This window comes from Pseudoxanthomonas mexicana, from assembly GCF_014397415.1.
In the GTDB taxonomy this organism is placed as follows: Bacteria; Pseudomonadota; Gammaproteobacteria; order Xanthomonadales; family Xanthomonadaceae; genus Pseudoxanthomonas_A; species Pseudoxanthomonas_A mexicana.
In genome coordinates this window covers 2,895,471-2,909,880 of record NZ_CP060731.1, presented here as the reverse complement: position 1 = coordinate 2,909,880, position 14,410 = coordinate 2,895,471, and the positions used below count along the sequence as shown (strand labels likewise).

The 14,410-nt window shown below is 63.1% G+C and carries 15 protein-coding genes; 7 read left to right on the top strand and 8 right to left on the bottom strand.

Going from position 1 to position 14,410, the window contains the following annotated elements:
• Positions 1-61 precede the first annotated feature (61 nt).
• Positions 62-1,327, top strand: coding sequence for a ferredoxin reductase family protein (locus IAE60_RS13595; RefSeq protein WP_187572675.1), 1,266 nt, complete (start codon positions 62-64; stop codon positions 1,325-1,327).
• A 56-nt stretch (positions 1,328-1,383) separates the two neighbouring features.
• Here IAE60_RS13595 and IAE60_RS13590 read toward each other — a convergent pair whose 3' ends face one another.
• From IAE60_RS13590 to IAE60_RS13570, 5 genes are read right to left on the bottom strand one after another with little or no spacing between them, the layout of a single operon-like run.
• Positions 1,384-2,466 (bottom strand): alpha/beta fold hydrolase, encoded by a 1,083-nt coding sequence (locus IAE60_RS13590; protein ID WP_187572674.1) that lies wholly within the window; start codon positions 2,464-2,466, stop codon positions 1,384-1,386.
• Complete coding sequence (locus tag IAE60_RS13585; RefSeq protein ID WP_187572673.1) at positions 2,463-3,641, bottom strand: acyltransferase family protein; 1,179 nt, start codon at positions 3,639-3,641, stop codon at positions 2,463-2,465. Before IAE60_RS13585 ends, IAE60_RS13590 begins: the two co-directional genes overlap by 4 nt.
• A gap of 36 nt (positions 3,642-3,677) precedes the next feature.
• Positions 3,678-4,364: a hypothetical protein gene (locus IAE60_RS13580; protein WP_187572672.1), complete on the bottom strand. Its 687-nt coding sequence runs from the start codon at positions 4,362-4,364 to the stop codon at positions 3,678-3,680.
• The gene (locus tag IAE60_RS13575; RefSeq protein WP_187572671.1) at positions 4,361-5,245 is read right to left on the bottom strand and encodes an ABC transporter ATP-binding protein; all 885 of its coding nucleotides are present in this window, start codon (positions 5,243-5,245) and stop codon (positions 4,361-4,363) included. Before IAE60_RS13575 ends, IAE60_RS13580 begins: the two co-directional genes overlap by 4 nt.
• Entirely contained in the window at positions 5,242-5,667 is a 426-nt protein-coding gene (locus IAE60_RS13570) for a GntR family transcriptional regulator (protein WP_222937142.1), read from the bottom strand. Before IAE60_RS13570 ends, IAE60_RS13575 begins: the two co-directional genes overlap by 4 nt.
• A 569-nt stretch (positions 5,668-6,236) precedes the next feature.
• Between IAE60_RS13570 and IAE60_RS13565 the strand changes: the two genes are divergently transcribed.
• Genes IAE60_RS13565 through IAE60_RS13555 form a run of 3 tightly spaced genes read left to right on the top strand, consistent with a single transcriptional unit; the run spans position 6,237 to position 9,594 of the window.
• A complete protein-coding gene (locus IAE60_RS13565) occupies positions 6,237-6,752 on the top strand; it encodes a hypothetical protein (protein ID WP_162486417.1) in 516 nt (171 codons plus the stop codon).
• A complete protein-coding gene (locus IAE60_RS13560; protein WP_187572670.1) occupies positions 6,749-8,635 on the top strand; it encodes a hypothetical protein in 1,887 nt (628 codons plus the stop codon). Before IAE60_RS13565 ends, IAE60_RS13560 begins: the two co-directional genes overlap by 4 nt.
• Positions 8,636-8,649: 14 nt before the next feature.
• Positions 8,650-9,594: an ATP-binding protein gene (locus tag IAE60_RS13555; protein ID WP_054665664.1), complete on the top strand. Its 945-nt coding sequence runs from the start codon at positions 8,650-8,652 to the stop codon at positions 9,592-9,594.
• 416 nt (positions 9,595-10,010) lie between these two features.
• Here the strand turns inward: IAE60_RS13555 and IAE60_RS13550 are convergent, their stop codons facing one another.
• A complete protein-coding gene (locus tag IAE60_RS13550) occupies positions 10,011-10,760 on the bottom strand; it encodes a hypothetical protein (protein ID WP_054665661.1) in 750 nt (249 codons plus the stop codon).
• A 97-nt stretch (positions 10,761-10,857) separates the two neighbouring features.
• Here IAE60_RS13550 and IAE60_RS13545 point away from each other — a divergent pair, with 97 nt between their 5' ends.
• A complete protein-coding gene (locus IAE60_RS13545) occupies positions 10,858-11,184 on the top strand; it encodes a helix-turn-helix domain-containing protein (RefSeq protein ID WP_054665658.1) in 327 nt (108 codons plus the stop codon).
• Positions 11,185-11,349: 165 nt separating this feature from the next.
• On the opposite strand, the gene IAE60_RS13540 is transcribed toward IAE60_RS13545, so the two are convergent.
• Both IAE60_RS13540 and IAE60_RS13535 read right to left on the bottom strand, forming a co-directional pair.
• Positions 11,350-11,535, bottom strand: a complete 186-nt coding sequence (locus IAE60_RS13540) for a hypothetical protein (protein WP_187572669.1) — start codon at positions 11,533-11,535, stop codon at positions 11,350-11,352.
• A gap of 6 nt (positions 11,536-11,541) precedes the next feature.
• Complete coding sequence (locus IAE60_RS13535; protein ID WP_187572668.1) at positions 11,542-11,712, bottom strand: cation-transporting P-type ATPase; 171 nt, start codon at positions 11,710-11,712, stop codon at positions 11,542-11,544.
• Positions 11,713-12,362: 650 nt separating this feature from the next.
• On the opposite strand from IAE60_RS13535, the gene IAE60_RS13530 reads away from it, so the two are divergent.
• A complete protein-coding gene (locus tag IAE60_RS13530; RefSeq protein ID WP_162111106.1) occupies positions 12,363-13,028 on the top strand; it encodes a response regulator transcription factor in 666 nt (221 codons plus the stop codon).
• Positions 13,015-14,379 (top strand): sensor histidine kinase, encoded by a 1,365-nt coding sequence (locus IAE60_RS13525; RefSeq protein WP_187572667.1) that lies wholly within the window; start codon positions 13,015-13,017, stop codon positions 14,377-14,379. Before IAE60_RS13530 ends, IAE60_RS13525 begins: the two co-directional genes overlap by 14 nt.
• The last annotated feature ends 31 nt before the right edge of the window (positions 14,380-14,410 follow it).

Below are 14,410 nucleotides of genomic sequence, written 5' to 3'. Positions count from 1 at the left end.
ACGCGCGCTGGCTGCACGGGCCACCATAATCGGTCTGGCCCTTTGATTGGACGGACCTGACATGCGGCTCGGTTCGCGTTCCCTGATCATTCCCGTGGTACTGGCCAGTTTCGGCCTGACGGCATCGGCGGTTCCCGGCAGCACCTGGCCGACCACGGCGATGCTCAGCCTGGGTTCGGGTGTCGCGGCCGTATCGCTGATGGCGCTTGCGGCCGTCCTGGGAGCACGCTGGAAGGCGGTCGAATCGCTGTTCGGCGGTCTGGACCGCGTCTACGAGACGCACAAGTGGCTCGGGGTGTGGGCGCTGGTGTTCGCGTCGGTCCACCTGGTCTTCAAGGCGGGCACGCCGGCATGGGAGACCGCGGCCATCCTGCCGCTGCCCGGAGCGGTGACGCGGCTCGTCCGGCAACTCAGCTTCGTGTCGCTGATGCTCATCGTGTTGCTGGCACTGAACCGCAAGATCCCGTACCGGACCTGGCGGTGGTGGCACAAGCTGTCCGGTCCGCTGTTCCTGATCGTCATCGCGCATTGGGCCAGTTTCAAGTCGCCCATCGTGCTGGCCAGCCCGGCGGGCGCATGGCTGGCCGTGCTGTCGTTGCTGGGTGTGATGGGGGCGGCCTACAAGCTGGTGCTGTATCCCCTGTTCTCGCGGCATGCCCGATACCGCCTGCGCGCCGTGTCGGCCAACGGCAGTGCCGTCCATCTGCAGCTGGTGCCGGAAGGCCGGCGCATTCCCTTCCTTGCGGGGCAGTTCGCGTTCGTGTCCTTCGAGCACGAGGGCTTGCGCGAGCCGCATCCGTTCACCATCGCCAGCGCGGGGGACGCCGATGGCGGGATCGCCTTCACGGTGCGTTCGTTGGGCGATTACACGGAACGGCTGGTGAAGGAGGCCCGGCCGGGAATGGTGGCGCAGGTCTACGCACCGTTCGGCCGGTTCAAGCGAGTGCCTGCAGGGCGGAAGGAGATATGGATCGCCGGCGGCGTGGGCGTGACGCCCTTTATCGCGTGGCTTCACGACGCCGATGCGACCGGGCTGGACGGCGTGACGTTCTTCCATTTCTTCACCCCGGGCCGCCAGCTTCCCGAGGCCGTGGATCTGCCGGGCATGGCGCGTGCGCGTGGGGTGGACCTGATCGACATCGCGACGGGGCCGTCGTCGGCGGGGTTCCGCCAGCAGTTCGCGCAACGGGTCGAGCGCGCGGGCGCGTCCGGCGTGCAGATCAGCTTCTGCGGTCCGCAGGGCCTGCTGGACCAGGTGCGCCAGCTGATGCGCGAAACCGGCGTGGCGGAAGACCGGTTGCAGCACGAACTGTTCGAGTTCCGCTGAGGCGGCGGCATTCATGCGCTGCCCGGGAAGCTCCGGCGGCGCCACACGCTTCCGCGCTAAGGCGTCCGGGCGTCTTCCGCGAGGAAGGCCTCGATCGCCTGCGCATACGCTTCAGGCTGTTCCCACCACAGGATGTGCCCGGCACCGGCGACGAACCGGTAACGCGCGTTGGGGAACAGGTCCACGTACTCGTACGCTTCGGCGTAGGGCATGAAGTCGCACTGTCCCTGCAGTACCAGCACGTTGCCCGGAAAGCGGCGCATCTGCGGACGGGGATCGGCGACATCGCCGAACCAGTTCGCACCGGTGCGTACATACAGTCCCGCGCCTCCTTCTTCGGGCTGCACGTTGCGCGGATCGCAGACCATGTTGCGGGTGAAGCGCGCGGCCAGCGTATTCAACGCGGCATCCGCTTCCGTGTCCGATACGGTCTTCACGTTGAAGGCCATGGCGATCGCCTGCGCCAGGATCACCTTGGGCGGCATCGCCGACAATGCCGTGTCGCGGCGGTACTGCTCCGCATCCGGCGGACGGAAATCCAGCGCCTCAGGAACGGGAAACCGCGACTCCACCACGGCGCGTCCCTGATCATCGTACTGCGCAGGCTCCAGGTTCCCGGGTGCGCTCAACACCAGGCGCGTGACCGTGCCCGGGTACCGGGCTGCGTAGTACGCCGCGACGCGGGCGCCGTGCGAATGCCCGATCAACGCCACGCGCCGGGTGCCGAGATGCCGGAAGATGATTTCCCGGAGATCGTCGATCTGATCGTTGAATCCGCTGTCCTTGGGGTGGAGGAGGCGGTCCGAAAGACCGGAGCCGTGCTGGTCGTAGAGGTAGACCTCATGTCCGGCGTCGGCCAGCGGCCGCAATGCCCTGATGACCGACGAGTGCACGTAGCCGCCCGGTCCGCCGTGCAGGAACACGACCGGCATGGCGCGGGGAACGTCGGCCGGCGGCGCCAGTTTCGTGTAGGCGATGCGGTAGCCACCCTGCATGCGCCAGTATTGCGTGTCCGCACGCGGTTGAATGGGGGCCACGGTCGGATGCACCGGCACCAGGTACACCGCCGACACGGCCAGCGCCAACAGTGCCAGGCACGCGCCGGCCGCGCGGAACAGCCATCGCAGCCAACGTTTCATGCATCACGCTCCTTCATGTCCACCTGCGGGTCCGGCACTGGAAAGATCGCATCAGACGCCGTCGCAGGACGACGCGCCGTGACCGTGAGTTTCCCGTCGAGCAGCCTGCCGATCAGCGTATGCCGCACCAACGCCTGATAGCTGGCAAACGAAACCGCCAGCGTGCACACGGTGGCGAGTGCGAACTTGACACTCCAGTGCTGTCGCATGTCCAGCAGCCCGTACTGGATCGCGAACAGCACCGGAAGGTGCACCAGGTACACCCAGTACGAGGCGTCGGCGAGCCAGCGCAGGGTCCTGTTCCTCACGTCCAGCCATCGTCTCGCCACGAGCACGCACCACAGCGTCAACCAGCACCCCGCATACGCCTGAAGCAGGGCGTGTCCCCAGGACGAGGGCCGGACCGCCGCGGTGAAGCCACGGCTCGACCAGAACAGCAGCGCATAGGCCGCGACCGCGCCGTACAGCAGCCATGACGACAGCGGACGGAGGCGATCGAGCAGGTCGGCGCGCGTGTACATGCCGTAGCCCAGCGCGAAGTACGTCCCGAAGAACACCAGCGCCCACAGTGACGGGAGCAGGGCGTCGGGCGCAGGCCAGGGGACACCGGCCCAGACCAACGGCAGCGCCAGCCACACCGGCAGCACGGCGGGTATCAGGGCCGCCGGCAGCGACGCGAGCGAGTCGCCGATGCGCCGCAGTTCCAGCGCGGACGCAACCCAGACAAGCACCGTGAACAGCATCAGGTAGAACAGGAACCACAGATGCGCCCAGCCGGGCACGAACGGCATCGTGTCGTGCTGATCGATGTAGGCACGCAGCCAGGCCAGCACCGGCGATGGATGCAGGACCGTGGCAGCAGCGTGCTGTGTCAGCCCGTACATGCTGGCGGTGACCAGGGGCAGGAACAGCAGCAGCGGCAGCAGCACGCGCGCGCACCGGTTGCGGAACAGGCTTCCCAGGCCGCGGCGCGCCACCAGCAAGGCCGCGAAGAAGCCCGCGACGACAAAGAACAGCGGCATGCGGAACAGATGCAGGAACCAGGCGGCGCCATCGACGACAATGGATCGCCCCGTATCGGCCGTTGGCCAGATCGGATGCATCAGGGGGCTGTAGGCCAGCGCTGCATGGAACAGGACGCCGGCCAGCATGGCCAGCGCCCGCAGATGGTCCATGTAGTGGAGGCGGTCCTCGGCCTGCATGGCGATGCCCTAAAGGAAGGAGGCCTTGCGGGCGTGGATCCAGCTGGTGACGAGGATCGCGACGGCGATCACCGTCACTTCGGCCGCCAGCACGCCCAGCACGGGCGCGCTCCAGACGATGTCGTCGGCTTTCAGATACTGGACGATGCCGTCGAGGCGGCTCACCCAGTATAGGAACGGGCCGATCAGCGTCATCAGCGCGAGGATGGCGAAGATGTTCCAGCCTTCCGATTCGACCGCAATCGCCACGCACAGCGACACGCAGAAAATCGTCAGCATGAACAGCGCGACCACGGCCAGCCAGGGCACGGCGCCGTCAGGCCGTGGCGTGCTCAGGATCAGCGCCAGCAAGCCACCGGTGACCAGCAGGAACGGCACCAGATAGATCACCAGATTGGCGAGCAGCTTGCCCCAGTACACGTCCATCGGCGTCACCGGCAGGCTCATGATGAACGGCACGGTCTGCAGCTTCCGCTCGGCCATGATCGACGACTGAATCGCGTACGTCCCCACGACCAGCAGCTGCACCAACAACAGCAGCGCGCCGGCCGACGCCATCAGCGGCGTCCCCATGCCGACCAATCCGAGCGCGAGCAACATGCCGGCGACGAAACCGGCCAATTGTTTCTGATACACCTGCCAGTCTTTGACGACCAGCTTCCAGACCATTGCTGCATCGGATGCAAACCAGCTCATGGAATGCTGCTCCCCCGAACGGTGGTAACGAAAATATCTTCCAGCGACATCGGCTCGACCGATTTCACCGTCAGCCCACGCGCCTGCAAGGCCGGCAGCGTCGCGTCGTCGAAGCCACCGATTTTCAGTTCGATCATAGGCGCGCTGTTGCGTGCCGTGACCACGCTCGGCAACTGCCGAATGCCGTCGGTCCACTCGCCCTGACACAGCACGCGGCGCCAACTGTCCAGGAACGATTCCTTGTCACGCGAGGCAACGATGCCGCCGCCATGGATGAAGGTGATCGTATCGGCGATCTGCTCGATGTCGGCGGTGTTGTGCGAGGAGAACAGCACCGAGCGTTGTTCGTCGCGCAGCACGTCGGCCAACGCTTCGAGCACTTCGCCCCTTGCGACCGGATCTAGCCCCGTGGTCGGCTCGTCCAGCAGCAGCAGGCGTGGATGGCGGGCGAAGACCAGCAGCAGCAAGGCCTTGACGCGCTGTCCGTGGGAAAAGCCGCCGAGCTTCTGTTGCTCGCGCAGGTCGAACCGTGTGAGCAGATCCTGGGCGTAGCGCTCATCCCAGCCGGGATAGATGCGGCGGATGAAATCCATGTGCCAGCGCAGCGTCTGGCCCGGGTACAGGCGCATGTCATCCGATGCGTAGCCGATGTCCCGCTTCACCGCGACCTGCGCCTGCGGCAGGGGCTGCCCGAGCGCTTCCACCTCGCCGCCGTCGGCGCGGATGAGCCCCATCAGCAGGCGCATCAGGGTCGACTTGCCTGCGCCGTTCACGCCGACCAGGCCCATGACCTGGCCGACCGGCAGTTCCAGTTGGATGTCGCGCAGGGCGAACCCGTCGTACTGCTTGTGCACGCCTTTCAACGCGATGGCGGAACTCATTTCGGCTTCCTTTCGGTGGGGTCGGTGGGCGGTTGTGCGGTGTGCGGCGGGTCGGACAGCGCCTGTTCGACCCGATCCAGGATCTCGCGTGGGCTGAGGGCCAGCTTCCTGGCCGCGTCCAGCAATCCCTTCAACTGCAGCTGGAATTCTTCGGTGGCGAGGGCCTGCGTGGCGTCGAGTGTGTCGGCGACGAAAGATCCCTTGCCCTGGCGCGTGACGATCACGCCCGCCCGTTCCAGTTCCAGGTAGGCGCGCTTGACGGTGATCACGCTGACCTGGCTGTTGCCGGCCAGCTCGCGGATGGAGGGCAGGGCATCGCCAGCCTTCCACTCCCCCGTCATCACCTTGGCGACGACCTGCTCCACGATCTGGGCATACATGGGCGTGGCCGAGTGCGGGGACAGCAGGAGTTCGGTAGGCATGCGATCCTTCGAATCACGTGTGCATAGTCAATATACACAGGTATTCACGGTCGTCAAGCCGGGCCATGCCCGAGTTGGGTCCGGGAGGAAGGGTCTGCCGCCCGATCCGGCCACTCGATGTGGAACGGGACGATGCTGAGCGATCCTGCAGTCGGAAGCAGAGGTTGTGCTTACACGATTGGGCAGAGGTGGAAGTCGTTGGCCGACTGTCGGGGACACAGCCGAGGCGGCTTCGGCAGGCATGTACATTGGGCAGATCAAGGACTTGGACCCATGCGGTTTCCGGACGAGCTGTCCGCATTCATAACATCGCCCCTGATTAAATCGAATAAAAACAGCGACATAGGAACTTATAGATACAGAGTTGCGGTTGACATTGCGGACAGAAGTCTGTATCCCTTTCTGCGGGTCAAACCGGGGGCACGCTTGTGGTCGATGCCGGTCCGCAGTTTAAGCCGCGGAAGATCAGCGACGCCGAGTTCCGGCGCTCAAATGTCTTCGTGGCCTGGTCGGGAAAGGCTAGGCGCCAGGTCCAGCTGATAGGCCCGAATCAGTACGACTCGTGGCTGTTGATCGAGTTCGACCCCGACGTCGTTTGGTTTTGCGAGCGGCCGCCAATTTACATCGAACTATTGCCCTTGGAGGGCAAACGGCGCCCCCTCGATTTCTGGGTGAGGCGCAGTTCCGGCAGACAATCCGGTGTAGTGCTACATGACGTAGCGTTGGCCCGCGACAAGGCATGTCCGTTAGATCTTCTGAAGCGGTCGATCGAGGCATCAAAACTTAAATGCGAGATATGGCAAGCAGCCGATATGCGTAGCCGGGCGACCTACGTACGCAACCTCAAGGAACTGCAGCCGTTCGTCGCTATGGAGCAGCACTCGGACGACCAGATGGCGACAGCCATCGTAGCGCACTTGGAGCGGGTCAAGACGGCCGCTTGGTCAGAGCTGATTGCTTTATTTGCTTCCCGATTCGAGGGGAGCGTGAATATGGACATCGCCCGCCTGATCCACGCCGGCCGAGTTAAGGCCAATCTCGGAGACCACTTATTGGCCTCCAGTACAGTCCTCTGCCTACCATGAGCGTCGCCGAGCGCTTGGCCGTCGCCCCGGAACTTCGGGACACGACCAGATGGGATAGGCCACGCGAGTCGGACATCCCGAAAGATCACATTGAGGAATACCGGCGCCGGAAAATGGCTGTGACCGCGTATTTGAATGGCACGTCGTTTGCCACCATAAAGAAAAATCACGGCTACGCCAAAAGCCAGATCTATCGAATGCTTGGTCGATGCCTCACAGCACGGCCAAACGGAACGATTTATGGATTTCATGCGCTCATTCCTGGTGTCTCGATTGCTCCGTACAGGCGCAAGTCGCCGGTCAATCCCGAATTGGCGGCGCAGACCAAGGGCTTGGCTGGGGCCTTCATGCAGCTCATGGCTGAGCATGAAAGCTTGTACCGGTATGTCGAGAAGTACGCCCTCAATTCTGGGGGGAAATCTGCTGCGACCGTTGCTAAGGCGATTCGCGCAGAATTCCTTAAGAAATGCGCCAAGGTTCGTGCCCCGAACCAATACCCGTTCAATACGGATGATCAGGGCGCTCGCGCGCTCGTGCGCTTCATCGATCGAATGCGCGAGGAGCATTATGCGACGAAGAATGGTAACGAAGATGAAGGTGTCGGCGCCTTTGAGTCGCCGTTGACGGCTCAACCTTCGGGGGCGCAGCAATTGCGTCCCTTTGAAGAAGCCGAACATGATGGTCATAACGGCGACTTTTATTTCGTCATCAAGACCCACGGGCGGCGTGGGGAGTGGATCTATACAACACCGATGCGACTATGGCTGTTGATTCTTATCGATCGCGCCAGCAGAGCCATTCTGGGATATGCGTACCGATTGGGGAGTACGAACTATCCAGCAATATCAGTCATGCGTTCGTTCGTGCATGCCATGACTCCGTGGAAACCCAAGATCCTGACATTGCCCCACTTGGCGTATAAGGAGGGCGCCGGGTTTCCTTCGGGTGTAGCGCCTCGCGCTCGTGGGCGTATGGTCGACCTCGTGTGCTTTGATGGCGCCAAAGCCAATACTGCGAAAGTGACGATGCGCGGCCTCACTACGGTGTTGGGAGCCACAATCAATTATGGACGTGTGCGGTTTCCTATCGCCCGTCCATTTATTGAGCGTCTGAATCAGACACTGGAAACCCATGGGTTCCGCCGTTTGCCAATCGGCTTCAATCCAAAGGGTTCAAAGGAAGAACGGGAGCGTGCGCTGAAGGCAGCCAGCGAGCATGCCGTCACCTCTGATGAGCTGGATCAAATGATCGACGTTATGTTGGCCAACTACAACGCGGAGCCACACGAAGATCTTGTCAATCGTAGCCCCAATGAATACATCCGCATGTGGGACAGCCAGACGGCGTCACCGTTGAGACGTATCGAAAATCCGGAGGAGCTTGCGCAAAGGTTATTGCGGGTGGAGTACATCAAGACGATTCGTGGCGGAGGCGAATCCAATCGTCCGCCATACATCGAGCTTTGGAGTGCCCGCTACACGAATGACGTGCTGCGGAAGATGACGGATTCGATTAGCAAGAAGGTGCGCATCGTGGTTGATGTCGACGGTGATATTCGTTTGATCCGCGCCTACTTGCGAAAGGGGAACAAAGAGCTCGCTCTCGGCATTCTGAAGGCAGGCCCGCCTTGGCATTTGACGCCGCATACGCTAGAGCAACGACAGATGGTTCGCCGAGCCAACAAGCTTAAGAAGCTTGTCGTCAAGCCAGGGACCGACATGATGCAGACGTTCAAGGAGTTGCGGCAGCGTGAAGCACAAGAGCGCAAGTCGGCCACGAACCAGTTGGTAAAGGCTGGCAGGATAGCCGAGCCTCAGATGCCAAGCCGCGAGCGCGATGCAAAAGCGCGAGTAGCGAAGAGCGCTTGGATCAAGCTCCGATAGGAAGGAGACTGAAGATGCACCCGGTAGATCTCGACACCTATGTCGTGCCAACCAATGCGCTGGAAGCCTTTGTCAATGTGTGCGTCGGTTGGATTAATTCGAATCTCGTCGGCGCACTAGTGCCAGGCCTCCAGCGTATAGGCAAGAGCATGGCGGTGGACTATTTCGTAACGAACTATCAAAAATGGTTAGGCAACTCCGTTGGGGTGGTGTCGGCCGAAGTTCTGTTTCACAAGGGCGGAATTTCCGAAGGTGCTTTCTGGGGCGATTTATTGAAGTCGATGAAGCGGCCGACTAAGAAGCGCAGTCCGGAAGAGCGGCGCGAATTGTTTGTTGGGCGCTTGGTTGAGGCGGCATCTCGGTCCGAAAAGAAGAAGGTCATCATCTTCCTAGATGAGGCCCAGCTCCTGGACGATTCTTTGTTCAAGCTGATGATCGGAGTCCACAACGAACTCTGGCGCATCTATCGAATCAAGTGCGTGTGTATCCTGGTGGGCCAACCGGAGCTCGAGACGCTTGCGTCCACCTTCATTGCTGAAGGTAAGCGCCAAATTGTTGGCCGTTACATGGCGGATACCTACGTGTTCCAGCCGCTTACTGGAATTACAGATTTTGAGGCCGCGGTGGAATGCTACGACCTTCACCTGCATCACCCGGTCGGCGGCCCGTCCTTCACCGAGCATTTTGCGCCCATGCCGTGGGCAGCCGGCTATCGGCTGACATCCGATGCCGACATGATCTTTGAGCGCATTGTTCAGGCGCGCACGGACAATGGTCTGCCCGAAGGGCAGGGCATGACCATGCAGGGTTTTACGACTCTGATGAATCACATATTGATTAACTTACTGCCGAATCTGAAGCCAGGCGGCCATTTGCATCCCGATGACATCGACGAAGCCATCATTGCGACGAACTGCATGATCTTCGAGCAGCAGGAAGCTCTACTGGCGACCGCGTGATTTTGGGTCCTGTCATCCCTGAGCGCGAGTTGGTTCGCTTCTTGGCAATGTCTCAATGCTGGGCCACTAATCCAAGACGGGGCCCGCCAAGACTGTCAGTTATTGCAAGGAACCCCGGGCCAATACGCTTCGGAGCGTTTACGCTATGCGGCGAGAATGAGCGCCCTGTTGCAGCACTATGGACGCTCCGCGCTGCACAGCGGCCCATGCACAGTATTGTGCCAAGGCCAGCACGACGCTGCTGTCGCGGCAAGCAAAAATAGCGTGTTTTGAGCCCAGACAGCGGGAAAGCGATGTCTAACCAGGCGCTGCTTGAGGAATCGCTCGGCCTCGACCGAGCTCAATTGAGGCACTGCCGCTTACAAGGGATGGAAAGCCACGCATCCCAACGAGAAACTCCCCAAGTATCCGGGTGCCTAGCCCGACGTCACGAATCTCGGTTGCAGGGCCTCGGTGCTGGGCAAGGCGGTCCAGTAGGCGGGCCCGAGATTGAACCACTGACACGCTAGGCCTTGCGCCATCGCCGTCGGAGGCTGTGCCGAAGGCGGGGTGAAGCCACAGCGGCCGTAGCGACCGGCCGCCACCGCCGCGGCCCGTCGCAAAATCTCCCTATACATGCCTTCGCGTACCCGTGAAGCGGGTAGGTTGCCTTGGCGTGCCAATGTGGCACCCTGGCGTACCGCCGCCCACGCGCAGTACCGCCATTGCGAAGCACTGAGCGACAGCTTTGAGAGGCGTTGGGCAAAGGCCATGTCCTGCTGCCAGTGGGCATCGAACTGGCAGCGAGCCAGTTGCTCGGCATAGAACGCTTGGGCCTCATCGCGCACCAGGCGTTGCCACAACGCCGCGCCCAAGGTCAGGACTAGGTCATCACGAGGCACCGAGGTGAGAAAGTCCTCGACTGCCCGCAGGGCGCTATCGGCGTGATAGGCGCGCCAGATCCACCGCCATGCAATGCCCTCGATGGGGGTCTGGCGCTGGCCGATCGCCGAGCCAGATCCATCCTCAGGCAGCGCCACAATCTGGTGCGAGGCCAGGACCATTAGGGCTTCCATGGCCAAGTCTGCCGTCGGCGCTAAGGCGAGGCGATGCTGCTGGGCGTGGAGCAGGGCCCACAGGTACACGGCACCGGGCAACCCCAGGTCATCCAGCGTGTGAGGCGTCATTGAAGCCGGTCGCATTGCATGGATGCTAAGAATAACTTAGTATCCAGCGGCAGGCACTTCGGCCATCCTTTTCATCAGGATGTGACCCGAGGCCCGTGTGTCCGAATCAGCTGACAAGCGATCGAATTTCGCCAGGCGCCTTAAACAGGCCCGCCTGAGCCGAGGCCTGACGCAGGCTCAGCTGGGTGTCTTGGCCGGTATGGAGCCCGACGTGGCTAGCCCCCGCATCAACCAGTACGAGCGAGGCGTCCATGAACCGCGCTCGGCCACGGCCAAGCAACTGGCCGATGCCTTGGGCATTCCGCCTGCCTTTCTTTACACCGATGACGATCTGCTGGCGAAGTTGCTACTGCGTTGGGGCTCGCTAACCAAGCAGCAGAAGCGTGAGCTGATCAAGCTGATCGAAGGTACGCCCGAAAAGTAGATGTATCGCCGCGCAGGCGATGGTCCTTAGGTGGCGGCCTCGTTGACGCTCGCTGCTCGTAGTCACCATGCTGAATCCCGACGAGGGATGTCAGTTGCTGCTGGCGCGACAATTTTCGTCCAGCACAGACGCGCACGTCGTCGCTCAGCGAATAGGTATGAATGATTAGGGCACGTTATCGAGGGTCGCCGAGATAAGATCGCCCTTCCATTTAGTGGCCAGTGCGGCCGTGCTGGTCTGCGTGCGCCCGTGCAGGAATGCGTCCATGCCGAACAGCGGCGCGATCGCCACCGGCAACACGACAGCCTCTCTGCGTTCGCCCACCAGGGCGAACAGCCCAGCGCTGACCACCAGGAATCACAGCATCGGATCCGACAGGCTGGCTGCGAGCAGCCGCCAGACACCGCTTGGCATGGGCGGCAGGATGTCGTTGGCGCCATGCCACTCCCGGCGGTCGGCCGCCTCGGCTGTCGTGAGGCCGTCGCGCTGGCCGTCGACGAGCAGACCGGGGTCGATATCGTGCAGCATGGGTCGGGTTCCATCGCGTCGAAGGCGCCGAAGCAGGCGTGGCCTGTCCCTGGATACCCCTCGCATCCCGGGTATCGACCATCGCTAGGTACACGCCGCGGCGCCGGATGTCCAGTTGGGGGATCGGGAGACAGGCCGCAGGCGGCATGCCGGCCGCCAATCGGTGATGCAGTGCCTATGGCCCTGACGGGGTGCCGCGCCATCGGCTTCCCCGGTCCGGCCCTCCCCCGCAAGCCCGGTCCCGATTCGCCCTCGGGCACGCGCCGGTATCCGGTGAACTCGTCCATGGGGCGGATGCCGAATTGCCGTGTTTCCAAAGCGTCAACCAAGCATGAGGGCGCATGCTGTCGCCCTCGCCCTCGCCCTCGCCATGCCGAACCGTGCCGTGAATGCTAATGCTTCTGTTTCCTCCCCGGACTCGAAAGCCGCCGTACCCGTGTGGGATCTCCCGGTCCGGGTTTTCCATGGGCCTCTGGTCGCGGCCTTCTTCGGCGTCTGGTCGTCCGGTGAGGAGGACGGTGCCGGTCGACTGCATCTCCTTTCGGATTGGCGGCTGGCGAACAATCGGGCGCGGCCGGTGGGATCCTTGAGGGTCCTGCCAGCGCAAGCCATGATGAGCGCAAGCCCGAAGACGACGAATGAGCGGCCGCATGCGCATCCTCATTGTTGAAGACTCGCCGACGCTGGCAGACGCACTGGCCGCCAGTCTGGCGCGTGAGGGGTACGCCTGCGACCATGCGGGGGACGGCGCCAGCGCCGCGGCCTACATCGACCAGTACGACTACGACATCGTGGTGCTGGATTGGATGCTACCGCGCCGCGAAGGAATCGATGTGCTGCGAGAGCTGCGGCAGAAGGGCGGACAGGCGCGCGTATTGATGCTATCGGCGCGCGACCAGGTGATCGACCGGGTGACCGCGCTGGATGCGGGTGCCGACGACTACCTAGTCAAACCCTTCGCACTGGATGAGTTGCTGGCCCGCCTGCGCGCTTTGGCGAGGCGCCCGCGCGAAGGCGGGGAAACGCGGCTGGCGCTCGGCGGGCTGGAACTCGAACTGCGCTCGCACCGGGCACTCTGGCGCGGTCAGGACGTCCATCTCACCCCTAAGGAGTACGCATTGCTGGAACTGCTGTTGCGCGAGCGCGGCCACCTGCTGACGCGCGCGCAGATCTTCGATCGGCTCTACAACAGCCAGAGCGAGGCATCGGACAAGGTGGTCGAAGTCATCCTCAGTACCCTGCGCAGCAAGCTGGCGAAAGCGGGGGCGCCGGATGTCATCGAAACGCGTCGAGGATTCGGCTATGTCATCCCCTGAGGCCAATTCCCCACCCTCGCTCCAGCGGCGCCTCCTCTGGCGGCTGACGCTTGGCATCGGCTTGCTGCTTGGAATGCTCTTCGTCGCGCTCGATTCGCTGCTGGACCTGACGATGTACCAGCGTCTGGATCAGTTCCTCGAAGCGCGGGCGAGCGCGTTCTCGGTGCAGCTGGAACGGCGCGGCCACGAGGACATGGACACCCTGCTTGCCGCTTACGACCTGGGCGGACACACCGAGTTCTTCGCGATCTACGACGGAAACGGCCGGCTGCGGACGAAGTCGGGGAACAGCGCCGGCGGTGCGGTGTCGTTGCCGCAGCCGGCCGTAGCCAGCATTCATTACGATACGACGCTGCCCGACGGACACCGCGGGCGTGCGTTCGCCCGGCCGCTATCGACAGACGGATGGCTGGTGCTGGCAACCGAGCGCGAAAGCTGGGACCGTACCGAACGACGGATGCACGGGATCATGGCGGGCGGCATTGTGCTTGCCATCCTGCTGGCCGTGGCCATGTGCCTCTTGCTGGTAAGGCATGCGTTCCGCACGATGACGGAAGAGGGAAGTAGGTTGGCGGCGATGTCGCCCGACCAGGCGGCCCAGCTTCACGTCGACCATCTGCCGCGTGAGATGCAGTCGTACGCGCGCGCGGTGCGGGATGCATTGGAGCGTTCTCACCAGGCGCTCGAGCGGGAGCGCCGGTTCTCGCGCCACGTGGCCCATGAGTTGCGCACGCCGGTGGCGGAGGTCCGTCTCGCCGTCGAACACGCGCTACGCGAAGGCGACGCGCCGGCATTGCGGAAGGGAATGGAGGCCGCCTTGTGCGCGAATGCCCGCATGGAACGCAGCATCCATGCATTGCTGGCGCTTTCTCGTTGGGAATCCGGACTGGAGTCGCCCGAACCCGATCCGCTGGACCTCTCCATGCTGTTGCGCCAACTGATTGACGCCACCGCCGGCTCGCATCCGGGCGCGCCGCCGGTGCAACTGCAGGCGCCACCAAGCGCATGGGTGCATTCGGATACCGGCATGCTCGAACGGATTCTCGCCAACTTGCTGCACAACGCATTGGACTACGGAGACCCCGCGCGACCGGTGCGGGTAAGGCTGCGGCAGGAGGCCGACGGCTACCGTTTGCGCGTATCCAATGCGGCCAGCGGCCTGCATGCCGAAGACGTGGCGCATTTCGGCGAGCGCTATTGGCGCGGACGCGACCGCGGAGGCGATCGCCGCCACGCGGGATTGGGGCTGGCGCTTTCGCAAGCGCTGGCCAATGCCCTGGGCTTGCGGCTGGTTTTTTCTCTCAAGCAGGGCGAGGTCATCGCCACGCTGGGGCCGTTCGCTGCCTTGTAGCGGTCGGGTCCGCCTGTTCCGCGGGCGGGCA